We start from the raw sequence: 22,346 nt of genomic DNA, 5'->3' as shown, positions 1-22,346 counted from the left end.
GCGCGCTGGGGCCCGGCCAACGCTCAGCTATGGCGTTTCGGGCCGACGCGGAGCTGGACGACGCGTCCGTTGAGCGGCTGCACAGGGCGATTGTCGTTCGCGTAGCCCCTGTAGTTGGCGAACTTCGCGACGACGGCGTGGAAATGTTTCACGGCTGCGCGAGAGACGTGCCCGCTGCCATAGGTCATGTACCAATGGACGTTCTCGGTGCAGCCGGGGGTAGTGAGGGAACCGTCGTAGGTGTAGAACCTGTTGACCTGAACCTGCCCGCGCTTGGCGCGCGTCCCGTCCAGACCTCTGAACAGGTCCGCCGGGTTGGCTTCGCCGATGGGGCGTCCCTCCGCGCCTGAAGTCTCCGGGGCCATGCGGAGGATCGTCTCCAGTAGCCGGTTCGGCCTGGGGCCGATGCGATAGCGCACTCCGACGACGGCCGTCTCACCCGCCGCGTTGGTGTGGACGAAATGCCCCTCCACGTCCGCGTGCCGCCCGTTGATGGTGTGCTCTGAGGGGGTGTGAAAGTGGTACTGGGTCAGCCGGTAGGTGTCCCCGCCGATCTGCATGACGTCCTCGGCGCCGGGTGGGACTTTCACCTCGATCACGTGGCCGGTGTTCCCGATGGCCAGCTCGGACGCGTCGTATTTGAGCTGCAGCGCAGGACCGCGAAAAACGCCGACCTGCGCGGTCTCGATGTTGACCGGCGATTGATGCACGCCCGTCCCGCATGTACTGAATCCAGGGTCGATCCCGGTCCAGCGCGATGGCCCGATCAATGCGCTGGGATCGTGATTCCACGGCGGCGGCGTCGTCGCCGCATGCGCGCTGTCGTGCAGCAGCGTCCCCGCCGGTTCACGCAGCCCGTACGTAGCGGCCGCCGCTGCTGCTACTCCCATTCCCTTCAGCAGCAACTCACGCCGATTGAAGTCACTCATGCCGGGATCACCTGTCCGAAATGGGGGGTACAGAGCCCGCTCATCCTCCTCCGGTCTAACGCGTATGAAGCGCACGAACAGAGTGACTCTGGACACTCTTCTACTCTCGCTGTCGCAGCTACTGCCAGTCGTCCTCAAGGTCTGAGCCGGGGACGCTCACACCGATTGCGGCGAGATCCGCTTCTGTGAAGGTGTTCGCCGCACGGTCGCCTAGAAGGCGGCTGAGGATGAGGTTGAGGAGCACCCGATGTTGCTTTTTCAGCTCCTCACTGGACTTGCGGATGTCGTCACTTGTCTCACGAACGGTATCCCAGAGGCCTGCCTCGTCCATCACCTTGTACAACAGGCTGGCCTCAAGGTAGTTGGACCAGGGCGTACGTATCGAGAGGTAGGAGTTGGCCGTACTTCGGAAGAACATCATCAGCACTCGCCGTTCGAGATGCTCCCTCCCCTCTCCGATCACCACCTGCCCGTCCGGGTCTTGCGGGTTCAACGTGATGCCGAACAGGTGCTCCAGCCCGGTGAGGAACGCGCGGCGAGCGACCTGGTGTTCGGTCTCGGGTCGCTCAGAAGTGAATCTCCGCGTGAGCTGATCCCGTTGGACATCCAGGTAGGCGTCCAGCAAGGTCTGGCGCCCGAACACGTTCGCCGAGGTTGTCATCGAGGGCCTCTCGCGCGTGGGACATGGGGCGCCCGCACGGTTGGTCCGATCTCCGGGACGCTCGCAGCACCGAAGGCAGGCCCTAGGGCCTAGCAGCGCCTCCGAGCCTTCGTGCCCTCGTGCTCGCTTGCCCCGGGCTCGTCCGCAGGCATCACCACGAAGGGAATCAGGGCTTGCGGCCGACGCCGCCTGTCATGAAGCGGACGTCGATGGTGCTGGCGTCCAGGACGGGCTCGTCGGGGCGCCACAGCGGGAGCGGGACCAGGCCGGGCGGCAGGATCTCGAGGCCGTCGAAGAAGGTGGCCAGCTCGGCAGGGGTGCGGACGCGGCCGGTGCCGAGCTGCTCCAGGAGCTGCCTCTCCAACGCGATGGACTCGGGGGCGTCGCCCAGGCGGGTGAAGTTGGTGATGAAGAAGAAAGAGCCGCTGGGCATCGCGTCTCGCAGCACCTGGACGATCTGGCCGGGTTTCTCGTCGTCGGCGAGGTGGTGCAGGATGCCGACGAGCATCACGCAGACCGGCTGGTCGAAGTCGATGAGCGCGCGGACCTCCGGACGGCCGAGGAGGTCGCCGGGCTCGCGGATGTCGGCGGTCACCACGGTGGTGTTGGCGTTGTCGGCCAGGATCGCGCGGCCGTGTGCCAGCACGATCGGGTCGATGTCGACGTACACCACGTGAGCCTGTGGGTTGATCTCCTGGGCGACCTCGTGCGTGTTGCGGACGGTCGGCAATCCCGATCCCAGGTCGAGGAACTGGGTGATCCCCTCCTCTGCGGCGAGATAGCGGACGACGCGGTGCAGAATCGCGCGGTTGTGCAGGGCGATATCCCGCAGTTCCGGCATGATTCCGAGGCTGGCCTCGGCCACGGCCCGGTCCACCGCGTAGTTGTCCTTGCCGCCGAGCATCACGTCATAGACGCGTGCTGCGGTCGGAACGCCGGTGGGGATTTGCGGGGACGACTCGTCCATGTGCACCTCAACACTCAGGGAGATCTCCCTCCGCATCGTAGCTTCGCGCAGTCGTCCAAAATGCGAAAAAGCCTACGCCACAGGGCTTCTGACGAAATGTAGAGCTAGGTGCGGGTCTAGTGGTGAGCGGCCTGGCGGCCGCGCAGGGCATCGAACTCAAGAGCCTGCACCTGGACTCGAGGGCGATGTCGACCTGCGCGGATTCCTCAGCGTCGACTCCTCGATCCGCCGGACACATTCCGCACTGCGACTGTCACCGGACGTCGTAGGGGTGCTCGGCGCCGTCGCGCTTGGTGTAGATGTCCCAGTAGCGTTCGGCGATGGTGTCGGCCTGGGTTTCCGGGCCACCGGAGCCGATCCAGGCGAAGATCGGCACGTGCGCCGCGTACACGCCCGTGCCAGTGAGCACCTGGTTGAGTTTGAGCACCCAGGCCCGCAGGGCGGCCGTGGCGATGGCGATGTTGCCGAATTCCGGCGGCCCGGCCAGCGGGTCCAAAGAGGACCCGCCGGTGGTGAACAGCAGTGTGCCGGCGTCGCGTTCGATCATGTCGGGGAGCACCTGCTGTGCCGCGGTGAGACCGCCGTAAAGGTAGTAGTCCAGCTCTGGCTGGATGTTGGCCACCGTTGCCTCCAACGGAGCGATCATGTTCTCGGTGGACAGCTTCGGCGCGGGCGAGTATTCGAGCACGTCGATGCGGCCGAACCGCTCCTTGATGCGGGTGAACGCTGCGGCCAGGGACGGCCGGTCGGTGACGTCGGCGGCGAAACCGGCGGCGTCGATCCCTGACTCGGCCAGTTCCGTGGCGAGACCGTCCAGCTTCTCCTGGGTCCGCGCCACGAGCGCCACGGAGAAACCGTTGCGGCCGAAGACCTTGGCGATCGACAGGCCCATCCCGGGGCCGGCACCGACAATGGCGATGGTGGGCATGAAACGTCCTTTCGAGAAAACGGTCAGATCTGGGTCCGGTTGGCTGTCCACTTGCTCTCGGTCATCGGATTCGCTCCTGCCGCACGGATGAGGTCGTACTGATGGCGGGCAGCGGATTTCGAGCAGGCGTCACAGGGAGTGGGGACCGAACCGGCCCCAGGCCACCACGGCAGCCAGGAGCAGCAGCACGGCGTTGAAGGCGATGGCGCTGTACTCGCCTCGGCGGGCGTGGAATCCGGCGGCCAGGACCATCGTCACCACCAGTCCGGTGGCGGCCAGTGGGGTGAGGATGGTCGCGATGCCGGTGGCGGCGGGCAGGATCAGCCCCAGCGCGGCGGCCAACTCGGCCACGCCGATGAGCCGCACCGTGCCCACAGGCAGATCCTTCACATACGGCAGGGACCCTGCCAGTTTCGGGATGGGCTGGGTCGACTTCATCACCCCCGCCATGGCGAACATCGCCGCCAGGAGGACCTGCAGCACCCACAGCGACACATTCATCGCAGACTCCCGTTCGTTCAGGCGGCAGCACACCCCACAGCAAACCGGAGGGGTGCCTCATATTCATCGAGGATAGCAGTAAATATGAGGCATGCCTCCGGTTGGTAGTCTGAAGGCCATGGCCACCGATCAGCCGAACGCCGGGCAAGCGGCCCCCGCCCGCCCGCTGCGGCGCGACGCGCAGCGCAACCGCGATGCTCTGCTCGCCGCGGCCCGTGACTGCTTCGCCGAGCACGGCCTGGAGGCTCCGCTCGAACAGGTGGCCAAGCGCGCCGGGGTGGCGATCGGAACGCTCTACCGGCACTTCCCGACCCGCCTGGACCTGGTCCAGGCGATCTTCGCCGAGAAACTGGCCGCCTGGCTGCGGGCTGCCGAGAAGGCCGTGACCATGCCCGACGCCTGGGAAGGGCTGTGCCTGTTCCTGGAGACGATGTGCGAACTCCAGGCCTCCGACCGAGGATTCAACGACCTGGCTTCCATGCGGCTTCCGGAGACCGCCTGCCTGGCCGGCGCCCAAACCCGCATCCACCAGCTCGGCGTACGCGTCGTTGAACGCGCGCACGAACAGGGCAGTCTCCGCGCCGACCTCACCCCAGAGGACCTGGCCTTTGTGATCTGGGCGCACAGCCGCATCACTGAGGCCACCCACGGCATCGCTCCCGATGCGTGGCGCCGCCACCTTCACCTGATGCTCGACGGCTTCCGCGCCGAACACGCCCACCCGCTGCCCGTGCCGCCCCTCACCCCAGACCAGCTCTACCGCGCCATGCTCCGCCTCGGCGGAAACGGCGCCTGCTCCGGCTGATCGCCCGCGCGCCTCGGCGGAAACGGGCGCCTGCTCCGGCTGATCGCCACGCGCCGCTCGTGCGTCATGGCCGACACTTCATCCCGGCCCTGGTTGCCAGATCCCGCGTGAATGCCTGCCCGCCCGGGCAGTCCGCGCTCGCCCGGGCCAACCCGTGGCCGTCCGGGCCTAGCCCGTGGCTGTCCCGGGGCAGTCTGCGCCGGGCGGCTGTTTTCGCTGGTTGAACGCTCTGCTCGCCCGGCTCGAAGATCACCAGCTCAGCGGTGATGACCCTGCAGACCGCGAGTATGGGAGTGCCAGAAGTGCCGGGAGTGCCGGGAGTGCCGGGAGTGCCGGGGAGAGCATCCAACGGCCATTCGCCGCGTGGGACTTGTTCCCATGTTTTGTGTACCCCCTACCGGATTCGAACCGGCGCTACCGCCTTGAAAGGGCGGCGTCCTAGGCCGCTAGACGAAGGGGGCCTGGCGTGGCAGGCGTGCTGCCACTTGACCATGCCCAGCATAGGGGACAACCAGGCCGGACGCATAAGCGGTTATCGGGTTGTCAGGGGGAGGGGGATCGCGGGGGTGTTGAGCTCGGCCATTGGGAGGGGAAGGTCGGGCTGGTTGGGGGAGGCGTTGGCGGTGTCGTGGGTGGGGTTATTGCGCGGTCAGGCTTGGGTTCTAGGTGGCGTTCTATCTGGGCGGACGTTAGGCCAAGGCCGCCTAGGCGCAGGTCGTCCCAGCCTTGGAGACGGTGGGTGGCGCGGCTGAAGTAGAGGACGGAGAGCTCGATGGGGGTGGGCTCTTCGTGTTCTAGGCCGCGGAGGCCGGCGCCGCCCGTGGAGCCTTGGATGAAGAGGCGGGTGCCGGTGGGGAGGAGTTTGGTGGTGCGTTCGTGAGCGTGACCGGAGAGGGCTAGGGGCGTCAGGCCTGAGAAGCCTTCGGCCTGATTGGGGTCGTGGATGACGGCTATGTCGGGGGTTGTGCCGGTGGCGCGGAGCTTCTGAGCTTGGGCGGTGCCGAGGGCGCGGAGTTGGTCGGCGCCTACGTTGTCGTCTCGGGTCGACTTGTCCGGCGTGAAGCGGGGATCGCCTACGCCGTAGATGCGGAGGCCCTCTACCTCTTGAAGCTTGTCGTCCAGGACGACTGCGTTCTTTTGGGCGGCTACGGCGTTCTGGGTTGATTTGGAGTCGTGGTTGCCGCGTACGAAGACGTAGGGGACCTTGAGGCCCGCGATGTCAGCGGCGAAGCGGTCCTCGGGCTTGCTGCCGTGGTCGGTCAGGTCGCCGCTGTCGATGATCAGGTCGACCTGGAACTGGACGCTGACCGAGCGGATGACCGACCAGGCAGCGGGGTTGAGGTGGATGTCGGACACGTGGAGGACGCGGAGGGTGGAGGGGTCTGGTTCGTAGGTGGGGAGGGTTGAGGTGGCTGCATACAGGCGAGAGACGTTCCCCACTAGGCGAGCCAGCTGGGCGCGGTAGGCGGAGAAGCGTTCGACGATGCTGCGGGCATCGCCTACCACCTGGGGCGCGTTGGCCAGGAGGCCGGTGTAGCGGGGCTCGGCTAGGGCTTGGGGGTTGAACGTGGCCCAGGTGAGGAGTGTTAGGGCTACGAGGGCTGTGAGATTGACGGCTAGGGATGCGAGGGCCTTGCGGAGGGAGCGGAAGACGATCAGGGATGCCAGGAAGGCGAAGGCCAGGGTGAGGGCTAGAGCACGGAGCAGCATGACTACTACGCCGTGACGGAGTTCTGCGCCTACTTGGTTAGTGAGTTGGTCTACTTCGTTGTTGGACTCGATCAGCTTGCGGGCTTCTTCGGGGCGAAGGTTGGTGACGCTTGCCTCTAGGGCGATCGGGCCCCAGTGAGTGTCGAGCTGCAGAGCCCCCAGGGGCGGAATCTGGATCGTGGTGCCGCCGGTCCAGGACGGTCGCAGGGCCAGGGAGACATCGGTCGGGCCGACGGGGGTGACTACGTGACCACCCAGGGTCAGACCTAGGAGGCCTCCCAGGAGGCCTACGGAGGTGACCAGGAGGACTTGGGTCGTACGGCGGGCCTTGAGACGGTTGAGCTTGGGGCCGATCTTGGCGGGGAACGTCGACAAGCGACGGACCGTGGCCCGGATGCGGGTCACGGTGCCTCCTTCCGTCGAGCAGAATGATTTCGTGATCGAGATGTCGCGTGAGCGCTTCGAGGACCTGGTCGCCGAGGCCCTCGACACCGTCCCGCCCGAGCTGGCCCGGGCGATGCGGAACATCGTCATCGTCGTCGAGGACGAGTCCCCCGAGCCCGGTCTGCTCGGCCTTTACCAGGGGATACCCCTCACTGAGCGCGGCGACTGGTACGGCGGCGTCCTGCCCGATCACATTTCGATCTACCGCCACGAGATCCTCGCAATCTGCGAGACCGATGCGGATGTGGTGGATGAGGTGAGGATCACAGTCGTCCACGAGATCGCTCACCATTTCGGGATCGACGACGACTGGCTCCACAAGCACGGTTACTGACTCAAGGGTTAGGTGGGGCTACGGGGGCAAAGGGTTTCATCAATTGGGCACGGTAGGTTACATAACTGCCACGCAGCGTGAGTTAATAGGGAGACCACCCGGAGGCGGGTGGACGAACGGAGCGCGAGGCAGATGGGCCGGCATCGGCGTCCCCCGGAGGCACAGGCCACCTACCGCGAGGTCTTCGCGGTAGGTGAGTTCCGTGCCCTGTGGCTTGCGCAGGCTCTCTCGTACGTGGGGGACCAGCTGGCCCAGGTCGCCTTGGCGGTCCTGGTCTACCGGGCGACCGACTCGGCGATGCTGACGGCGCTGACGTACGCGCTGACCTACATTCCGCCGATCGTGGGCGGGCCTGTGCTGTCCGGGCTGGCGGATCTCTTTCCCCGGCGCACGGTCATGGTGGTCTGTGACGTTTTGCGCATGGGGCTGATGGGCCTCATTGCGCTCCACGCGATGCCGTTCTGGGGGTTGTGCGCGGCGGTCTTCCTGACTGTGCTGCTCGGTGCGCCGTTCACGGCGGCGCGTGCGGCGCTGTTGCCGGACGTACTCGACGGTGACAAGTACGTGGCGGGCACGGCGATCAACAACATCACCCACCAGGCGACGCAGATGTTCGGCTTCCTGGCGGGCGGCGCGGTCGTGGCCGTCGTCGGAACATACGAGGCGTTGGCGATCAACTCGTTGACCTTCGGGGCCTCCGCGCTGGTGCTGGTGGTGGGGCTGCGGCGGCGTCCCGCGACCAAGGAACGGGAGAAGGACGCGCTGGGCCTCTGGCGCGGGACGCGGGATGGCGCCCGCCTGGTTTTCGGCGACCCGACGCTGCGCTCGCTGGTCTCGTTCGCCTGGCTGTGCGGGTTCTACGTGATCCCTGAGGGGCTGGCCGCGCCTTATGCGGCCACCTTCGGAGGCGGGGCGCTGACCGTGGGGCTGCTGATGTCGGCCATGCCGACGGGCATGGTGATCGGCGCGTTCCTGTTCAGCCGCTTCGTCCGGCCCACCAACCGCATCCGCGCCATGGGCTGGATGTCGATGCTCGCCTGCGCGCCGCTCATCGGTGCCGCGACACACCCGCCACTCTGGGGCGTGATGGCGCTGTGGGCATTGTCAGGCGTCGGCAGCGCCTACCAGCTCGCGGCGAACGCGGCGTTCGTGGCCGCGGTGCCGCCCTCAGGCCGAGGCCAGGCGTTCGGCCTCGCGCAATCCGGGATCCTCGCCGGACAGGGCCTCGGCATCCTGATCGCCGGCGCGGCCGTGCAACTACTCGGCGTCGAGGCCGTGGTCGCCCTCGCCGGCGCCCTGGGCCTGTCGGCCGCCGCCACGCTGACCCTGCTCTGGAACAAGGTACGCGCCGGCGTGATCGCCGACATGCGCGACCGCCCCGACATGCGAGCCCCCGAGCCCGAGACTCTCGCCATCGCCGAAGGCGCCTCACCCGACCTCGTCGTCGCCCCCCGCGAGCCGACCGAGGAGCCGAGCCGGTCACACCTCAACGGTCATTCCCTGAACGGAACGAACGGCCACCCCACCGGCCTCCGCCCTTCAGCCCCCGCCCCCTGAACCACCCACCCTCACTCCGGCGACCACCCGTAAGCCCGCTTACCTACGCCCGAATGCCCCGCCAGCACACATTCGCGTTCCCGCGTTCCCGCGCACTCGCGTTCCGGGCTCCTGTGTTCCCGCGCACCGCGTTCCGGGAGCCCGCGTTGGGTTTCTTGGTTGACAGTCTTGTCCCGATGCGCCCAGGATCGGCTCATGTTGATCAGCCGAAAGGGCAATGCCGCGTAAGCGCCCCTCCGCCCTCCGGGCGACGACTGACCGCCGCCGCGGGAAGACTTCTGTTATCGACGGCGTACCGCTGAAGGTCGTCCACGAGATCGTTCGTGTGGAACGCACTCATCTTTGGCCCGGGGCAGTCTCCTCCGCGTTCAGGACATGGGCGTCCCTCGCCCACCAGTCGCCTTGGCCCGCGTTCTCGCAGATCCCCTGCTGTCCTTGCTGCGGCCCGTTCGACGCACGCGACACCCTTGAACAAGCCTTGCGCGCCATGTCGCCGACGGCCCGCCGTCACCTTCAGGCGAAGATCCGTCCGGTGGACGACCTCATCCGGTCCAGAACGCTGAACGATCCGTTCGCCGCCCCGGACATGCCCTGGTGGCACCGCCTGCTATGGAGCCGATGAGACCAACGCCGGAGCCGATCTCGCGCGAGACGCAGGTCCGTCGATGGAAGGCGCTGCCGGAGCGTTATGACCGTCTCGACGTCGTCACCACGACCATCGACGCGCACGGCAGGATGATCGCCCTGCTTGCGTCGCCGGAATACGGATTCGGCCAGGCCAGGCGAGATCGGACGGCGAAGGTGCGCCTGCCCTTCGACGCGTTCGCCGTCATCGTCGAAGACCACGGTCATCAGGTGATCGAGCTCAAGAACCTCGACTACCGGTGGCCCAAGATCGACGGCTTCGGCGACGGCCTGATCGTCGTGAACAGCCGGTGCACGCTCCCGAGCAGACCCAAGGGTCTCAAGCCCTGGGAGACCGCGTGGCTCGACGACACAGACCTTCTCCTGCCATTGAACGCAACCGTCTTCGACGCTAACGGGTCGCCGACCTCGGCTTTCCACGTCGGCGACGCCATCGAGGCCCTCCAGACGGATCGAAGGGGAGGCATCTGGATCAGCTACTTCGATGAGGCCTCCGTCTGGACGCCGGCCCCGGACCGCGTACGACATCAACCGCAACTCCAAGGAAAGAGGGCCCTGGTTTCACTCCCCGGCCTGATCCGCTGGTCGGTAGACGGAACGCCCGCCTGGAGCGCCGACGACGACCCGGTCAGGCTGAGCTGGATGGATTGCTATGCGCTGAACGTCGGAACCGACCGGGCCTGGGCCTGCCCCTACACGAGCTTTCCACTGGTCACCATCGATGACGCCGGCATCAGGACCGTCAACCGCAACCCGGTTCAAGGAGCGCTGGGGCTCGCAGTCTCAGACGACAGAGTCATCTTCATCAATCCCTACCAGGACAGGGATTTCGATGGCGTCACACTCGTCGGCTGTCACCGGTCCGAGGGCGTCGTCGACATCACCGAGAGGCGAGTCCTGATCCTCCCTGACGAGTCGAGGCCGACACGCCTTCATCGAGTCACGGGACGTGACCATCGACTCTGGATGCAACTCGATGACGACCGCGTCTGGTACCTCACAGAGGCGAGCTGATCGCCACAGGATTGATGGCTTCAACGGGGAATCCCGGTGACAAGCATGTCCGTAGGGCCATGCGTGCCCACCGTCGAAGGTCGCGTCAACCGCATCATTGTGTGGAATCTGATCTGTCAAGCCTGGCGGTGCTTGACCAGTATGTTGGTCCACTCGCGTTGCTCGGTGGTGTCGGGGACGGTGAGCCCTCTGACCTGCTCGAGCTGGTTCCAGACCGCGTCCGGGTCGTTACCGTTGAGGATCAGAAGGGCTGCGGCGAGTAGGGATGCGCGTCCGATGCCGAAGCGGCAGTGCGTGACGATGTGCGCGCCGCCATGCAGTTGCTCGGCGAGCTGCCGGAGAGTGGGTAGGACCGTGGCCAGGTCGGGGACGTGGCGGTCCGGGATGGGAATCGCGACGAAGCGCAGACCCGCATTGAGGGCTTCCTGGGCCTCGGCTTCGAGGCCGGTTTCGTTGAGTTCGGGCGGGGTGAGCGCGCAGACCAGAACGTCGACGCCTTCGGCTTTCAGGGCGGTCATCTCGTCGTGCAGCCAGTCTCCGCCGCGGGGTTTGGCCATGGTGCTCAACCATCCCGGGCCAGGCTGGTCGAGGGTGTAGAGGGTGGGGCGCATGTCAGCAGCACTCTCGTTCGGGTCGGCCGGTGGGCGACTCGATGAGGAGCGGCAGTGGTCTGCCGGGTTCGGCGCGGAGCTCGCGGGGAGTCGGGCCGGCGGGGGGGCGATGTCTGCGAGGCGTTCGAGGAGCTGGTCGAGGGCGGTTAGGCCGTCGTCCACGGCGGCGCGTTCGTCGTCGGTGAGCGGGATGCTCACCAGCATGCGCTGCAGGTTGTCCTTGGCCTCAAGCAGCTGGGCCTTCGTCGAGTCCTTAGGAGTATAGAAGTCGCACTTGGCGCAGGCCATCCGGTGCTGGCACTGCTCGAAGAAGGTGTAGGAGCACAGGCCGTGACCGAGGTCGTAGTGCTGCCACGGCTGGCCGGCTGCTGCCTGGCCGGAGGCGACGGCGTCCCGGTCGAGGAGGACCTCAATGGTGCGGACGAAGTAGCCGGCGTCGTCGGAGGCCTTGTTCGGCGTGGTCGGGGTGATCTTCGCGTAGAAGGTCGTGGACTGGAGCGACGCGCCTGGGGCTGACACATCCCGCCCGCACGTACTGGCCGCAGCGACGAGAAGGCGGGTCCCGGAATCTGGGACCCGCCTGTCATCGGTGCTGCTCTGAGTCAGCCGAGGTTGCCCTTGACGGGAGCGAACGCGACGTGCACCCGGTCGGCTTTGCGCGTCCGGCCCCGGTCGCCCGGCGTGGCCTTGAACTCCACGACCAGTGCGCCGCACACGGTCTTGGTGTCACGGTCGAAGATTCGGACCTTGTTGCCTCTCTTGACGGCCCACGCAACGCGGGCCTGGATGCACGTGCCGTCGTTCCTCTGGTCCGACATGCGGCCCTTGACCACCTTGTTGGACGAGGTGCCCCAGGCGACTCCCCAACCCCGGCGGAAATCGAACCGCCTGACCTTGGCGGCGCTCGCCGAGGCCTGCTCGACGGTGATCTGTGCGGCGCCCGCGCCGGTGTCGGCGTTGGCGGTCGCCGGGATGACTGCCAGCGCACCGCCGGCCACCGCGAACGCGGCGGCGGTGATGAGACGGGTCTTCATATGGGGTGAATCCTTCGGTTGAACGGTCATGAACCCGGGTGAATCTAGAAGATCACGACCGTCCACACATCCGGCTTGATCAAATTCGTGAGTCAGGCGGGGCGGGCCAAGGAGGCATTGTCGAATCCTGTGGACTGGCCGGGCCGTCGATCAAGCAAGTGGTTTGCGGTAACGGACGTACTCGTTCTGCCGCCGGAACCCCACGCTCTCGTAAAGATCGTAAGACCGATGCGGATTTGCCGTGCCCGTGTGCAGTCGGGCGGTCGTTGCGCCCTCCTTTCGGAGGCTGCGCAGCGCCTCCAGCAGCAGGGCCCGGCCGATTCCGAGACGCCTGCGGTCCGCGCGGACGCTCAGCTCTTCGACCTCGCCCATGGTGCGGTCGCGGCGGATGGAGCAGAGGGCGACGCCGACCATGTTCTCCCCGTCCCACGCGGCCCTCCAGCATGCCGGGTCGGCCGTGTCGCAGAAGTCCCGGAAGGTCCACTTCGGGGTCAAGCTGGTGCTCGCGTACGAATCAACGACCGTTCGCCAGGCTGCACGGTAATGGCTTGTGCGAACAGGCCCCGTCCGTATCCCGGTCGGCAACTCGCTGCTTCGCTCGGGAAGCTGCCGCAGATTGCCCAGCTCCAGCTCGACCAAACTGAAGACCTGTCGATAGCCGGCTTCTTGCAGAAGTGCCGTGGCGTCCCGTTCGGAGGCCATGGCGTTGGCGCCGATTATTGCCGTTCGCGCCGTTCCATGCTGCCTGACGAGCTGGCGGACCCGTTCTTCGGCCCAGCTCAGCATGGCTGAGCCGATGCCCTGGCCGCGATGCTCTGGCAGGAGGTAGCCGCGGTGCAGGTACAGCCACGTATCGTCGCGCTCCTGCCACCAGCGGATCGTCGCGTAGCCGGCGACGTCCCCGTCGTGCACCACCAGGATCTGGTTCTTGGAGGGGTCCTCCAACTTTGCGGAGGCTTCGGTGATCTCGGCCGCTGTCGGGAGTCCTTCCACCACCGAGTGGGCATCGACCTGGTCATGCTCTGCACAGCCCAGCCGCACTGCGGCCATGGCAGCGTGGTCTTCGCCGCCGTGATACGGCCGGAAGCCAAAGCCGGCTGGAAGGTCGGGAGACGGAAACCCACGACTGCCGTTCACGCCCACCCCAGCTTTCATCTCAAGTCTGTCCAATGGCCAGTGAGCGTAGGCATGCCGATCAGACAGCGGAACTCATTTTCCACAACGTGATCGTTCATGGAGACCGGGAACGGCCGCGGCCACTGCTGGATCACCGGCAGGTGGAGCAGTCGAGCACGGTCAGGCGGCGAGGGCCTCAGACCGCTCGACGAGCTGGCCGCGTTCGAAGCGGGCTCCGGGCCGGACGAGGGCGACGAGGTGGGGTGCGTTCTGGGCGGCCCTCACGTGGCTTGCGCCTCTACGGGCCGGGTTCGGGAGTGGGCTGGCGTGGCGGTAGGCGGCGCGGGCCTTGGGTTGCCCTGAACGCCTGTGTTGTTTGGTGCTGTGTCTTTACGGGCCCTCGCTGCTGGATTATGAGGCGTGGGCCCGTGGGCTCGGTTACTTCGGCGTGCGGGTCTTGTTCATCGCGTTCTTGGTCTTCTGGGTGACGTCCTGGAAGACCTCCTGGACCTTGGGGTTTTCCTTGCCCTTCTGGACCAGGTCCTCCGCGATCGAGGAAGGGGCGCCCTCTTCGGGGATCAAGACCCACGCGACCGCGTAGATCAGGACGCCGGCGCCGCCGAAGATGCTGAAGGCGACCAGGCCGAGGCGGATGATGTTGGCGTCCACGCCCAGGTATCTGGCGGTGCCGGAGCAGACTCCGGCGATCATCCGGCCCTGACCGGTGCGGCGTAGCTGCTTCGAGTTAGTGCTCTTCTCCATGTCCATGCTTCGATGTTTCCCGATGCTGGGACTTTGCCACATCGGGATTCGCCCTGATTCGACCCTGAGGTCGCCCCTGTCCTGCCGGAGGGTGCGGCAGGACAGAGGCCAGGGTTGTCAGCGGACGACTACGCCGTCGTTCTTGGAGAACGACTTGTACCAGCTGGCGCTGCCCGCGTAGTCGGCGATCCACCAGCCGCTGGCCTTGGCACTGAAGCGCTTGGCGAACTTGCCGTTCTTGGCGGTGGTGACCACTGCGTAGCGCACCCACTTCTGGGTGCCCTTCTTCTTGAAGAAGATCGTGACCTTCTGGCCCTTGAACGGAACGTACTCGCCGTAGTTGTTGAGGCCGCGGAGCTGGCCGGCCACGCTGATCGCCTTGCCGCGGCGCACCTTGGAGGGGGAGGCGTTAAAGCCGGCGAAGTACGTGGCCCGCCGGACCTGGAAGGTCTTGCTCTTCTTCGTGTCGTTGAAATCGGCGTCCCAGGCGGTGACATCCACCGTCCAGGCGCCCGCCGACTCCCAGTTGTAGAGGTAGTTGGACGCCTCCCAGAGGCCATCACGGATCTTCTTGGGGCTGAAGACGATTCCGCCGCCGCCGCGGGTGGGGATCGCCAGCGCGTCGACGTCGGCGGCGTCGGTGTGGATCTGCACAGTGATCTTCTGCCGGTTGAGGCCGGTCTGGACAGCGAGCGCCGGCTTGACGTTGATCGCCGTGATGGTGGGCGCCGCCGCGGCGTGGGAGGTCGTCGGGGCCACCAGGACCAGGCCCGCGGCTGTGGCCGGGGCGAGGACGGCGGTCAGGAGACGCTTCACTAAGGCTCCAAAGGGGAGGGAAAGGAAGATCGACAAAGAGAGGACGCGGCTCTGTGCCGTTGAGTTGGCAGGCCGTACGCACAAAGATCTTTTCGGAGGCGGCGCAGCGGGGCGGCTCACGCTGAAGCGTTCCTTAAGTATCCTCCGTAGGAGTATTGATTGGACGCCCGGCGCGGGCCTGGGCAGACTCGTTGCCGCAGGTCACGCGAATCAGTGAGGGAGCGGCATGAGAATCGGGATCGTCGGGGCCACCGGCCAGGTGGGTGGCGTCATGCTCAGGATTCTGGCCGAGCGCAACTTCCCGGCGGACGAGCTGCGGCTTTTCGCCTCCGCACGTTCGGCCGGAAAGACCATCCCGTGGCAGGGCGGCGAGGTGACGGTCGAGGAGGCGGCGACCGCCGACTACGCCGGCCTCGACATCGTGCTCTTCTCCGCCGGCAAGACCAGCTCCAAGGCACTGGCGCCCAAGGTGGCCGCAGCCGGTGCCGTGGTGATCGACAACTCGTCCGGGTGGCGGATGGACCCCGACGTGCCGCTGGTCGTCTCGGAGGTCAACCCGCACGCGGCGGCCGTACGGCCCAAGGGGATCATCGCCAACCCCAACTGCACCACCATGGCGGCCATGCCGGTGTTGCGCCCGCTGCACGAGGAGGCCGGGCTTGAGGCGCTCGTCATCGCCTCGTACCAGGCGGTCTCCGGCAGCGGCCTGAGCGGTGTCGCCGAGCTGCACGAGCAGACCCGCAAGGTCGTGGAGGGCGCCGACCGGCTCACCCACGACGGCGCCGCGGTCGACTTCCCGGACCCGCAGGTGTACGTACGCCCGATCGCGTTCAACGTCCTGCCGATGGCGGGCTCGATCGTGGACGACGGGCTGAACGAGACGGATGAGGAGCAGAAGCTCCGCAACGAGAGCCGCAAGATCCTCGGTGTTCCCGGCCTCAAGGTGTCGGGGACCTGCGTCCGCGTGCCGGTCTTCAGCGGCCACTCGCTCCAGATCAACGCGCGCTTCAGCCAGCCGATCAGCCCCGAGCGGGCGACCGAACTGCTCTCCACCGCCCCCGGGGTGGTCCTGTCGGACATCCCGACGCCGCTCCAGGCCGCCGGCCAGGACCCCACCTTCGTGGGCCGCATCCGGCGCGACGAGACGGTGGATAACGGCCTGGCGCTCTTCTGCTCCGGCGACAACCTGCGCAAGGGCGCGGCCCTCAACGCCGTCCAGATCGCCGAGCTGATCGCCGCCGAACTCGCCACCGCCTGATCCCCAGCTGAGCGCCGCCCGGTTACGTCCGGCGGCATCGAGACCTGGCGGCTGGCGCTGCCCGCCGGGCGGTCAGGCGGAGCGGCTGCCTCTTACCTGGAGGGTGTCCAGGAGGCGGGCGGTGCTTTCCGCGATCTCCTGAACGGCGCGTTCGAACGCCTCGGCGTTGTGGGCGGCCGGGGCGCGGAAGCCCGAGATCTTGCGGACGTACTGGAGCGCGGCGGCCCGCATGTCCTCCTCGGTGACGTCCTCGGTGAACGGCGGGCGAAGCGTCTTGATGCTGCGGCACATGCCACCCATTGTCCCCCCTGGGTGATCCATCTGCGTGTTCGGCGACGTCCAATTATCCAGATGTCCACGATCCCTGGACAAAGCCCGGATCTGGGCGAACATCTCCTACGACGGTGCGACCGGCCGCCGCGACGTCAGCGCCGTCTGGTCCCACTGACGCACGTCGCGCCTGTGCTTGCACCGGACGCTTCTCGAGAACGGCCCGTCCCCAGCGATGACCACTAGAACGGCCCGTCCCCGGCGCAGCGCGGGAGACGGGCCGTCCTCGGCTCGATGACCGTCAGGACTTGGTGATCTTGATGTTGTCGATGCCTGCCTCGACGAGGCTGGCGCCGCTGGCGTCGGCGGCGTCGACGAGGATGCGGACGGTCTGGCCTGCGTAGGCGGAGATATCGGCGGTGGCCGTTTGCCAGGAGGCGGAACGGTTGGACGCCGCGCCCGTGGTGTTGAGCACGGTGCTTGAGCCGCTGGAGCCGACGACTCGTACGCGTACGTAGTCGGCGCTGGAGGCGTTGTTGAGGTGTCCCAGGTACCAGGAGAACGAGAGGTTCAGTGTTCCGGTTGGCAGCGTGATCGCTCCCGACTGGACGCTGGAGGCGCCGCCGTCCAGGTCGTTGGTGCCCGCGGCCGTACCGGCTGAGGCGCCGGTGACGAGGCTGTTGCTGCCGCCCGCGGCGGCCAACTGGAGGCTGGTGCCGGAGCTGCTGGTGGCCTGCGCGGCACCGCGCTCGAACCGGCCGGCGGTCGCGGTGTCGGAGCTGGAGGGGTTGGCGGTCCAGGCCTTGTCGGTCTCCAGATCATCGGTGTAGACGGTCTCGCCGGGCGGCTGGCCCGTTCCGGCGAGGTTCCACACCGCGTACGCGAGCGCGTCGCCGTGGCGGTCGAGGGCGGTGTCGTTGATGTTCGCGCTGGTGTCGCAGGACCGGTGGTAGCAGCGGTCGAACGCCTGCCCGGCGGTGCCGCCCCACAGCTGGGCCTGCGCCGAGCTCTTGATCCCTTCGGCTCCGGTGAACATGCCGCCGGCCGCGATCCCGTAGCGGATGAAGCCGCCGTAGTCGGAACGACCATCGAACGCGGTGTCCCGTACCGGCACGTTGATCGAGGTGAAGTACGCGCGGAGCGTGTTCTCGATCTCGGCGGAGCCGGCCGGGCCGCCGCTGCCGCTCGACCCGTCGCCGTCGTAGGCGAAGTAGCCCGGGTTGGGCGACCCGACCATGTCGTAGTTCACATAGCCCTTGATCTTCGCGCGCTCCGTGGCGCCCAGGTTGTTGGTGTAGTAGTTGGACCCGATGAGGCCCAGCTCCTCGGCGCCCCACCAGCCGAACCGCAGGTGCTTGGTGGGCTGGAAGTTCTCCCGGGCCACCGCGAGGGCGACTTCGAGAACGGCGGCCGAGCCGGAGCCGTTGTCGTTGATGCCAGGGCCGGCGCTCACGCTGTCCAAGTGGGAACCGGACATCAGCACCTGGTTGGGGTCGCCACCGGGCCAGTCGGCGATGAGGTTGTAGCCGGTGGCGCCGCTGGAGGTGAACGACTGGATGGTGGTCGTGTAGCCGGCCGCGTCCAGCTTGGCCTTCACGTAGTCGAGCGACGCCCGGTAGCCAGGCCGCCCGTGGGCTCGGTTGCCGCCGTTGTTGGTCGCGATCGTCTGGAACTGGGTCAGGTGGGCCTTGACGTTCGCGAGCGGGATGTCCGGCGCGGCCGCCGCCTTGGCGGATGCGGCTTGCGCCGACTGAGCGGACGAAGTGGACGGTGCGGACGTGGTCGCTGCGGCGCCGCCGCTGAAGAGGGTGGCGAGGGTCAGCGTGACCGCCCCCGCAGTCGCTAGTACGCGCGATCTCATGCGTTCCTCCGAGAGGTCCGAGAGGGTGCCGGCTCGTGGCGGAGCCACCTGGGGAGGTGGTGCGCCTGGAAGGGGGGCCATGGGCGTACGACCCGCCACGAGCCGGCGGTCATGGGGCGATCAGGACTTGGTGATCTTCACGTTGTCGATACCCGCCTCGACGAGGCTTGCACCGCTGGCGTCAGCGGCGTCGACGAGGATGCGGACGGTCTGGCCCGCGTACGCGGAGATGTCGGCCGTCGCGGTCGCCCACGTGGCGGCACGGTTGGATGCCGCGCCCGTGGTGTTGAGGACGGTGGTCGAGCCGCTGGAGCCGACGATCCGTACGCGTACGTAGTCGGCGCTGGAGGCGTTGTTGAGGTGTCCCAGGTACCACGAGAACGACAGGCTCAGCGTCCCCGTCGGCAGCGTGATCGCCCCTGATTGGATGCTGGAGGCGCCGCCGTCGAGGTCGTTGGTGCCCGCGGCCGTTCCGGCCTGGAGACCGGTGGCCAGGGAGTTGCTGCCACCGGCGGGGGCGAGCTGCAGGTTCGTGCCCGAGTAGGTCGTGGCCTGCGCGGCGCCGCGCGCCCACTGGCCGGCGGTGGCGGTGTCCGAGCTGGACGGGTTGGCCGCCCAGCCGGAGCTGCTCTCGAAGTCGTCCGAGTAGACCGTGGCCGGTCCGCCCGTGCCGACGGTGAGCGTGTACGTGGCCGTACGGTCGGCGCTCGCGCCGTCACCGAGGACCGTGATCGTGTACGTGCCGTTCGCGGTGCCGGCGGGCACGGTGACCGTCATCGTGGACGACTGCCCCGAGGTCACCGAGGCGGGCGAGAACGAGACGGCCGGGCCGCCCGGGCTGCTCGTGCCCGACAGCGCCACGGTCTGGCCGCTGCCCGCGGTCGTGGTCGTGCTGACCGTCGCGGTCGCCGAGCCACCGGCCTGCGCGCTGCCGGAAGTGGGATTCAGCGAGATCGAGAAGTCGTTCTGCTGCGTACCGCACGCGGCCTCGCCGGACTGCGCGGGGACGCTGACCGCTGCCCACGCCGCCTTGACCGCGTTGCACTCGGTCGCGGAACCCGGGTAGAGCTGCAGCGCGGCGTTGATCGTCTCGACCCGTGCCCGCGCGTGGCTCCATGCCGTGACCTTGCGGTTCAGGCCGCCCATGAAGATGGCGCCGGCCTTCTGCACGCCGATGCCGGTGACGGTCGAGCCGTTGCAGGTCGGGCTGTTCGGCTTGCCGCCGCCCGGGTTCGAGCCCTCGGCCAGGAGGTAGAACCAGTGGTTCTGCGGACCGGCGGCCGCGTGCACCTCGGTGCTCGGGATCGAGGAGGAGTAGCAGTTGGGGTCGCCCTCGGCGGACGGGTCGTACATGTTGCGGATCTCGCCGCTGCCGACCAGGTCGACCTCCTCGCCGACCAGGTAGTCCGGCGGGTCGAGGCTGGCGGGCTCGTTCATGTAGAACTCGGTCAGCGCGCCGAAGATGTCGCCGGCCGACTCGTTGATGCCGCCCTTCTCGTTCCCGTTACCGCCGCTGGAGCCGCCAGGGGTGGTCTGGAAGATGGCGTGACCGAACTCGTGCGCGACGACGTCGGTCGGGGTGACCTGCTTGGTGCCGGCCTGGTTGCGGCCGAAGCTGGTGTAGCTGCCGTTCCAGAACGCGTTCGCCTGGTTGAGCCCGACGCGCGCGGGGAAGCCGCCGCCGGTGCCGTTGATGCCGTTGCGCCCCAGCCAGGCGCTCAGCATGTCCCATTCCTTCTGCACGGCGTAGAGGGCGTCAACGCAGGCGGTCTCCAGGTCGGTGCCGCTTCCGTTGCCCCACGCGCTGTCGGGACCGGTGAACGTGGCGCCGTTCTGGCCGCCGCAGCGGATGCCGGAACGGGTCGGGTCCGACATCTCCGTGGCCGCGGTGCTGACGTCGACGGTGCCGTGGTAGTTGCTCACGTCGTCGGCGACGTCCGCCACCTCGTCCCAGGTCTGGGCCACCTTGCCGGTCTTCGCGTCCACGAAGACGTGCAGCTTGGTCGGCGCCTTCTTCTGGAGGCCTTCGACGACCGTCTCGTACGCCAGGCGGCCGGAGCCTTCGGCGATCACGGTGAGCCGTGGCGTGCTCGCCGAGGTCACCTTCGTGATCTGGGCGCGCGAGGTCTTGGCGGCCCGCGCGGCCGACACCGTGGCCTTGGTGCCGACGTTGAGCTTCTGGCGCTGGGCGACCGAGGTGCTCAGCACGGCGCCGGTGGAGTTGGTCGTCACCACGAAGTCGCCGCCGTACACCGGCAGCCCGTTGTAGGTGCGCTCGTACGCGACGTACTGCAGGCCGTTGAGGCCCGAGACGACGGACTTGCGGACGATCCTGTCCTTCGGGGCCTTGCGGAAGGCCGTCGGTTTGGCGACGACGATCCGGTCGGCGGAGGCCGCGGCGACCTGCTTGGGGTCGGGCTTGGCCGTGAGGGCGAGGGTGGGGGCCGTGCCAGGTGAAGCGTGGACGGGCGCGGACATCGCCACGGCGAGACCAGCGGCGGTGATGGCCGCCGGCCAGAGCGCGGTCAAACGTCTCACAGGGTGCTCCTTTTACGGGCCGGGCAGGCGCGGCCCTCGGGAGGTCCTTGTGGGAGTGCTCCACGAGACTGTTGACGACCGCCCGGCAGGGGCTGGAGGAGATTCCCGCGGGGGTGTGTAGCGCGGATGCGGCCAAGCGGGGGACGGCCGCATCCGCGAGCACCCGTGACGGGGAGCGGGTGCTCGGCGCGGGGATCGGAACCCGCACCACACAGGGGGAAAGGGGATAGGGGGATGAAGGGAATAGGGGGATGAAGGGAATAGGGGGATAACGAGCGGTTCATCCGGATGAGCTGTCGAGAAGTGCATCCTGTGGGCCGCTTCGCGTCAACGCATCCAAGTCAGACTGGATTTTCAACTTTTGTGAAAAATTCTCTGAATATCCTGGAGGCGTGTTCTGACCAGCAAGAACGACCGCGCCACCACGGCTGGGGGGCCGTGGTGGCGCGGTCGCTGAGCGTTCTTTGTGAACGGCGAGATCGTTCCGCCGGGTTGTCAGGACGATCCGTCAGTGGCTCATGACGCCTCGCCGGGTGCGATCCGACGGCAGAGCCAGGCGAGGGCCAGGGGATAGCGGTAGTCGATGCCGCCGTGCGCCGCGTCGAACAGCTCGAAGTGGATCACGTCCTCCTTGACCCCGGCGTCCAGCAGCGCCTGCCGGAACGCCTGTGCCGCCACGTCGAGGTACCACTCGTCGCGGGTGCCGCCGTCGATCCAGATCGCGCGCTGGGAGAGCATCGCGTCGGCGTGCCGCGGCACCATCCGGACCGGGTCGAGGTCGAGCCAGCGCTGCCAGACCTCCGGCCGGAGCACCCCCGTGACCGTGTCGAACGGCAATTCCAGGGACCCGTCCTCGCGGGCCGTGTAGGAGGCGGTGTAGCCGAGGAGTTCGAGCAGCTTTCCGTCCTCCTTCTTGGTGAACGACACCCGCGAATTGAAGTCGTTCCACCAGTTCATGATGTCGCCCTCGTACGCGCGCAGGTGGCGCACGACGTCGCCGAATTCGCTCATGTAGCAGTACTCGAACAGGGCGTCGCCCGCGTGCGTCGCCAGCGCGCCGAACAGGTCGGGCCGCAGCATCGGCGTGACCATCGCGCCGTAGCCGCCGCTGGACTTGCCGCTGATCGCGCGGTGGTCGCGGTCGGCGAGGGTGCGGTACTGCGCGTCCATCCACGGCACGATCTCGTCGCAGATGTACGAGTGGTAGCGGCCGGTGCCGGGGGAGTCCAGGAACTGGCTGCCGCCGTACGAAGTCCACGCGTCGACGTACACCACGATCGCGGGCGGCGCCTCACCGCGCGCGAACACGCCGTCCGCGAGCTCAGGGAACGGCTGCCGGAAGGGCATGCGGTTGCGCCACATCCCCACGTGGCCGGTGAAACCCTGGATCACGTACACCGTCGGATAGCGGCGTTCCGGCTCGTCGTCATACCCCGGCGGCACGTACACCAAGAGCGGCCGCTCGTGCGGGTCGCCCAGCGGGTTGTCGCGCAACAGGTCACTGCTGAACACGTGTTCGTCGAGGCGTCCGGCGAACTCGGTGGACCACGGCAGCATGCGTTCTCCTTTGTTTCGTCGGTATTTG

Annotated in this window: 20 protein-coding genes and 1 tRNA gene; 5 read left to right on the top strand and 16 right to left on the bottom strand. The window is 67.5% G+C overall.

Features of this window, described 5'->3' with window-relative positions; genetic code table 11:
- Positions 1 to 23 precede the first annotated feature (23 nt).
- The 5 genes from ACH34W_RS27570 to ACH34W_RS27550 all read right to left on the bottom strand — a co-directional run bounded on the left by ACH34W_RS27570 (position 24) and on the right by ACH34W_RS27550 (position 3,986).
- Positions 24 to 929, bottom strand: coding sequence for a carbonic anhydrase family protein (locus ACH34W_RS27570; protein ID WP_395963995.1), 906 nt, complete (start codon positions 927 to 929; stop codon positions 24 to 26).
- A gap of 118 nt (positions 930 to 1,047) precedes the next feature.
- Positions 1,048 to 1,590 carry a hypothetical protein gene (locus ACH34W_RS27565; RefSeq protein ID WP_395963994.1) on the bottom strand — a complete coding sequence of 181 codons (543 nt, stop codon included), beginning with the start codon at positions 1,588 to 1,590 and terminating at the stop codon, positions 1,048 to 1,050.
- A gap of 166 nt (positions 1,591 to 1,756) precedes the next feature.
- Positions 1,757 to 2,557, bottom strand: a complete 801-nt coding sequence (locus tag ACH34W_RS27560) for an SAM-dependent methyltransferase (protein WP_395963993.1) — start codon at positions 2,555 to 2,557, stop codon at positions 1,757 to 1,759.
- A gap of 253 nt (positions 2,558 to 2,810) precedes the next feature.
- Positions 2,811 to 3,485 carry an SDR family NAD(P)-dependent oxidoreductase gene (locus ACH34W_RS27555; RefSeq protein WP_395963992.1) on the bottom strand — a complete coding sequence of 225 codons (675 nt, stop codon included), beginning with the start codon at positions 3,483 to 3,485 and terminating at the stop codon, positions 2,811 to 2,813.
- A 129-nt stretch (positions 3,486 to 3,614) separates the two neighbouring features.
- Positions 3,615 to 3,986 carry a DoxX family protein gene (locus tag ACH34W_RS27550; protein ID WP_395963991.1) on the bottom strand — a complete coding sequence of 124 codons (372 nt, stop codon included), beginning with the start codon at positions 3,984 to 3,986 and terminating at the stop codon, positions 3,615 to 3,617.
- A 118-nt stretch (positions 3,987 to 4,104) separates the two neighbouring features.
- Between ACH34W_RS27550 and ACH34W_RS27545 the strand changes: the two genes are divergently transcribed.
- Positions 4,105 to 4,791 carry a TetR/AcrR family transcriptional regulator gene (locus ACH34W_RS27545; protein WP_395963990.1) on the top strand — a complete coding sequence of 229 codons (687 nt, stop codon included), beginning with the start codon at positions 4,105 to 4,107 and terminating at the stop codon, positions 4,789 to 4,791.
- Between the two features lie 388 nt (positions 4,792 to 5,179).
- Here ACH34W_RS27545 and ACH34W_RS27540 read toward each other — a convergent pair.
- A tRNA-Glu gene (locus tag ACH34W_RS27540) sits at positions 5,180 to 5,252 on the bottom strand.
- Between the two features lie 82 nt (positions 5,253 to 5,334).
- Positions 5,335 to 6,897, bottom strand: a complete 1,563-nt coding sequence (locus ACH34W_RS27535; protein WP_395964250.1) for a metallophosphoesterase — start codon at positions 6,895 to 6,897, stop codon at positions 5,335 to 5,337.
- A gap of 40 nt (positions 6,898 to 6,937) precedes the next feature.
- Between ACH34W_RS27535 and ACH34W_RS27530 the strand changes: the two genes are divergently transcribed.
- The 3 genes from ACH34W_RS27530 to ACH34W_RS27520 all read left to right on the top strand — a co-directional run bounded on the left by ACH34W_RS27530 (position 6,938) and on the right by ACH34W_RS27520 (position 10,495).
- Positions 6,938 to 7,279 (top strand): metallopeptidase family protein, encoded by a 342-nt coding sequence (locus tag ACH34W_RS27530; protein WP_395963989.1) that lies wholly within the window; start codon positions 6,938 to 6,940, stop codon positions 7,277 to 7,279.
- A 132-nt stretch (positions 7,280 to 7,411) separates the two neighbouring features.
- Positions 7,412 to 8,836, top strand: a complete 1,425-nt coding sequence (locus ACH34W_RS27525; protein ID WP_395963988.1) for an MFS transporter — start codon at positions 7,412 to 7,414, stop codon at positions 8,834 to 8,836.
- Between the two features lie 801 nt (positions 8,837 to 9,637).
- Positions 9,638 to 10,495, top strand: coding sequence for a hypothetical protein (locus ACH34W_RS27520; RefSeq protein WP_395963987.1), 858 nt, complete (start codon positions 9,638 to 9,640; stop codon positions 10,493 to 10,495).
- A gap of 116 nt (positions 10,496 to 10,611) precedes the next feature.
- Here the strand turns inward: ACH34W_RS27520 and ACH34W_RS27515 are convergent, their stop codons facing one another.
- The 5 genes from ACH34W_RS27515 to ACH34W_RS27495 form a co-directional block, all read right to left on the bottom strand.
- Entirely contained in the window at positions 10,612 to 11,625 is a 1,014-nt protein-coding gene (locus tag ACH34W_RS27515) for a hypothetical protein (protein ID WP_395963986.1), read from the bottom strand.
- Positions 11,626 to 11,708: 83 nt separating this feature from the next.
- Positions 11,709 to 12,140 (bottom strand): hypothetical protein, encoded by a 432-nt coding sequence (locus ACH34W_RS27510; protein ID WP_395963985.1) that lies wholly within the window; start codon positions 12,138 to 12,140, stop codon positions 11,709 to 11,711.
- A 150-nt stretch (positions 12,141 to 12,290) separates the two neighbouring features.
- Positions 12,291 to 13,295: a GNAT family N-acetyltransferase gene (locus tag ACH34W_RS27505; RefSeq protein WP_395963984.1), complete on the bottom strand. Its 1,005-nt coding sequence runs from the start codon at positions 13,293 to 13,295 to the stop codon at positions 12,291 to 12,293.
- Positions 13,296 to 13,694: 399 nt separating this feature from the next.
- Positions 13,695 to 14,024, bottom strand: coding sequence for a PspC domain-containing protein (locus ACH34W_RS27500; RefSeq protein WP_395963983.1), 330 nt, complete (start codon positions 14,022 to 14,024; stop codon positions 13,695 to 13,697).
- Positions 14,025 to 14,135: 111 nt separating this feature from the next.
- On the bottom strand, positions 14,136 to 14,834 hold the full coding sequence (locus ACH34W_RS27495) for a hypothetical protein (protein ID WP_395963982.1): 699 nt from the start codon (positions 14,832 to 14,834) through the stop codon (positions 14,136 to 14,138).
- 226 nt (positions 14,835 to 15,060) lie between these two features.
- On the opposite strand from ACH34W_RS27495, the gene ACH34W_RS27490 reads away from it, so the two are divergent.
- Positions 15,061 to 16,092 carry an aspartate-semialdehyde dehydrogenase gene (locus ACH34W_RS27490; protein WP_395963981.1) on the top strand — a complete coding sequence of 344 codons (1,032 nt, stop codon included), beginning with the start codon at positions 15,061 to 15,063 and terminating at the stop codon, positions 16,090 to 16,092.
- Positions 16,093 to 16,164: 72 nt separating this feature from the next.
- On the opposite strand, the gene ACH34W_RS27485 is transcribed toward ACH34W_RS27490, so the two are convergent.
- From ACH34W_RS27485 to ACH34W_RS27470, 4 genes are all read right to left on the bottom strand, one after another.
- Positions 16,165 to 16,383, bottom strand: a complete 219-nt coding sequence (locus ACH34W_RS27485) for a DUF2277 domain-containing protein (RefSeq protein ID WP_395963980.1) — start codon at positions 16,381 to 16,383, stop codon at positions 16,165 to 16,167.
- 280 nt (positions 16,384 to 16,663) lie between these two features.
- A complete protein-coding gene (locus ACH34W_RS27480) occupies positions 16,664 to 18,223 on the bottom strand; it encodes a M28 family peptidase (RefSeq protein WP_395963979.1) in 1,560 nt (519 codons plus the stop codon).
- A 120-nt stretch (positions 18,224 to 18,343) separates the two neighbouring features.
- A complete protein-coding gene (locus ACH34W_RS27475; protein ID WP_395963978.1) occupies positions 18,344 to 20,761 on the bottom strand; it encodes a M4 family metallopeptidase in 2,418 nt (805 codons plus the stop codon).
- Between the two features lie 516 nt (positions 20,762 to 21,277).
- On the bottom strand, positions 21,278 to 22,318 hold the full coding sequence (locus ACH34W_RS27470) for an alpha/beta hydrolase (protein ID WP_395963977.1): 1,041 nt from the start codon (positions 22,316 to 22,318) through the stop codon (positions 21,278 to 21,280).
- Between the last annotated feature and the right edge of the window lie 28 nt (positions 22,319 to 22,346).

The organism is Actinomadura sp. 6N118, from assembly GCF_044326415.1.
Classification (GTDB): domain Bacteria; phylum Actinomycetota; class Actinomycetes; order Streptosporangiales; family Streptosporangiaceae; genus Spirillospora.
Note: the sequence above shows the minus strand (reverse complement) of the source record. Positions and strands in the feature narration are given on the sequence as shown.